Below are 2,386 nucleotides of genomic sequence, written 5' to 3'. Positions count from 1 at the left end.
AGTGAAGTCGCACAAACGGTGGTGATCGGTCTGTATCCGTCCTGGGACATCAGCGACGACGGGCTGGCCGCCGCCGATGACTTCCTGGCCGACCCCGACGTGCCTCCGCCGTTGCGCCGACTGGTGCTGGAGGGCCGCGCGGAGGTGGAGCGCGCGCTGAACGCCCGCCGACTCGACGGCTCGGGAACGGCCTGACCCACGAGCGGGGCCGCTTGCGGCCACGCGGTCAGCTAGATCGGCGAGATCCCCGCGCTGAGCACTCGGACCGCACTGACCAGCCCGTCGATCAGGTTGCCCTCTTTGAACGCCGACGCGGCGGCCGCCACGGCCGATGGCGCCGCCGATTCGGCACCGCGGCCGCGCACCTGCGCGCCGTAGACCACCTCGATCGCATGCTGGTCAGGCGAAACGGCTACCAGTACCGCGTTGTTGGGGGTCGGAACGTTCGCCAGGATCTCGCGGGCGCGCGCTGCGGTGTCGCTGCCCAGATCGCCGATGTAGACGGCCAGCCGCGCCTTGGCTGCCCGCGACCCGTAGGTCAGCGCGTCGTCAAGCGTGACAAGGTCTTTGATCGGAAACGGGTAGTGCACCGAGACATCGCCCGGCTCGGTGACGCCGGAAATTCTTCCGCTGGCGGTGATGACCCACCCGTTCGGCAGTTGGGCGGGTGCGATTGTCGCGACTTCACCACCGGCCACTGGCCCCACCCCCCACGCTGAACTCCGAGTTGCCGTGTCCGTGGCGGCCGCCGACGTCCTCGTCGGTGGCGGCCCACAGGATCGGGGGATGCGTCCACGGCTCCGACAACTTGTACGTCGCCGGATGCGGTCCCCGTCGTGACCAGATCAGCGCGGCCAGCACGGCCACCAGCAACAGGGGGATTCCCAGGAAGTAGAGGTGGATCTCCATCACGCTCACGACGCACACGGTATCCCATCGTGGGGTTGCCCGGCTCCGCCCCGACGCGTTGCCCCGCTGAGTCGACGACGGGCTAGGCCGCGCCCTCGCCGAGGTATCGCGCCCATGCGGGGTCGAGTTCTTTGACTGTCGACAGCAGTCGCCAGTGCTGTCCCTTCGGCGGGGTCGGCGCCAGGCGCAGCGTCCAGCCGAGCTCGTCGAGCAGCTTGTCGCCCTTGCGGTGGTTGCAGGTCGAGCAGCAGGCCACGCAGTTCTCCCAGGAGTGGTCGCCGCCGCGGCTGCGCGGCACCACGTGGTCGACGGTGTCGGCCTTGGACCCGCAGTAGGCGCAACAAAACCGGTCGCGGTGCATCAGCGCGGCCCTGGTCAGCGGGATGCGAGCCCGGTACGGCACCCGGACGTACGAGCGCAGCCGGATCACCGACGGCGCGACAATCGACCTGGTCGCGGAGTGGATGACCGGCCCGGCCGGGTCATCGTGCACGACGTCGGCTTTGCCGCAGATCAGCATGATGATCGCCCGGCGCAGCGGCAACGCCGTCAGCGGTTCGTAGGTCGAGTTCAGTAACAGCACACGACGGCGCGTCCAGAAAGAGGCGCCGTCGTGGGGACTGGGCGGACGGGCGTCGACGCTGCGCAGGCATGAGCCGGCCGCTGGCCCGGTTAGCCGTGCCGCGGCCGCAGAACTGCGGTGGCTGCGGCGTTTCGTGCGCTGCGCCATAGGTCCTCCGCCGAACAGTCCACCATGATTCGCCCCCGATCGCACGCCAATTCGGGCTGTGTGCCCTGGTCAAAAGGTGAACATCAGGTGCCCGCGGGTGATCCGGCGGACACGGGGTGCCGTCGTGCCGCGGGTGATGCCCCACAATGGAAGCGATGGAACCGGTGCAACAGTCCTTCTACGACGCCGTCGGCGGCGCGGAAACGTTCCACGCGATCGTGTCGCGGTTCTACCAGCTGGTCGCCGAGGACGAGATCCTGCGCCCGGTATATCCGGAAGAGGACCTTTCGGGTGCCGAGGAGCGATTGCGGATGTTCCTCGAGCAGTACTGGGGTGGCCCGCGAACGTACTCCGAACGGCGCGGCCATCCCCGGTTACGGATGCGCCATATGCCATTTCGGATCTCCCCGCTTGAGCGCGACGCCTGGCTGCGATGCATGCACACCGCCGTCGCCTCCATCGACGCGCAGACCCTGGACGACGAGCACCGCAAGGAATTGCTCGACTATCTGGAAATGGCGGCCCACTCCCTGGTCAACTCACCATTCTGATGGGTCGCGGTGGTGGCCGCGCGTGGTGGTCGCATGCGGTGTTTTACCAGGTGTATCCGCGATCCTTCGCCGACAGCAACGGCGACGGCGTCGGCGACCTGGACGGAGTGGTGGCCCGCCTCGAGTATTTGACCCTGCTCGGCGTCGACGCCATCTGGCTCAACCCGGTCACCGTTTCACCCATGGCCGACCACGG

The 2,386-nt window shown here is 68.2% G+C and carries 6 protein-coding genes; 3 read left to right on the top strand and 3 right to left on the bottom strand.

What is annotated here, in order from left to right; all coding sequences use genetic code 11:
• Positions 1-195: hypothetical protein (locus VFA16_RS16600; RefSeq protein WP_324968868.1), on the top strand; the 195-nt coding region annotated here is incomplete at its 5' end.
• A gap of 35 nt (positions 196-230) precedes the next feature.
• On the opposite strand, the gene VFA16_RS16595 is transcribed toward VFA16_RS16600, so the two are convergent.
• The 3 genes from VFA16_RS16595 to VFA16_RS16585 form a co-directional block, all read right to left on the bottom strand.
• Positions 231-698, bottom strand: coding sequence for a DUF5130 domain-containing protein (locus tag VFA16_RS16595; protein ID WP_048893031.1), 468 nt, complete (start codon positions 696-698; stop codon positions 231-233).
• Entirely contained in the window at positions 685-909 is a 225-nt protein-coding gene (locus tag VFA16_RS16590) for a hypothetical protein (protein ID WP_048893032.1), read from the bottom strand. Before VFA16_RS16590 ends, VFA16_RS16595 begins: the two co-directional genes overlap by 14 nt.
• An 82-nt stretch (positions 910-991) precedes the next feature.
• Complete coding sequence (locus VFA16_RS16585; protein ID WP_048893033.1) at positions 992-1,639, bottom strand: HNH endonuclease; 648 nt, start codon at positions 1,637-1,639, stop codon at positions 992-994.
• A 164-nt stretch (positions 1,640-1,803) separates the two neighbouring features.
• Between VFA16_RS16585 and VFA16_RS16580 the strand changes: the two genes are divergently transcribed.
• The gene (locus tag VFA16_RS16580) at positions 1,804-2,190 is read left to right on the top strand and encodes a globin (protein ID WP_160315066.1); all 387 of its coding nucleotides are present in this window, start codon (positions 1,804-1,806) and stop codon (positions 2,188-2,190) included.
• A partial coding sequence (locus tag VFA16_RS23830; protein WP_414687745.1) for an alpha-amylase family glycosyl hydrolase occupies positions 2,073-2,386 on the top strand: 314 nt, incomplete at its 3' end. The genes VFA16_RS16580 and VFA16_RS23830, both read left to right, overlap by 118 nt.

The sequence above is a fragment of the Mycobacterium sp. genome (genome assembly GCF_035653355.1).
Taxonomy (GTDB): Bacteria; Actinomycetota; Actinomycetes; order Mycobacteriales; family Mycobacteriaceae; genus Mycobacterium.
Note: the sequence above shows the minus strand (reverse complement) of the source record. Positions and strands in the feature narration are given on the sequence as shown.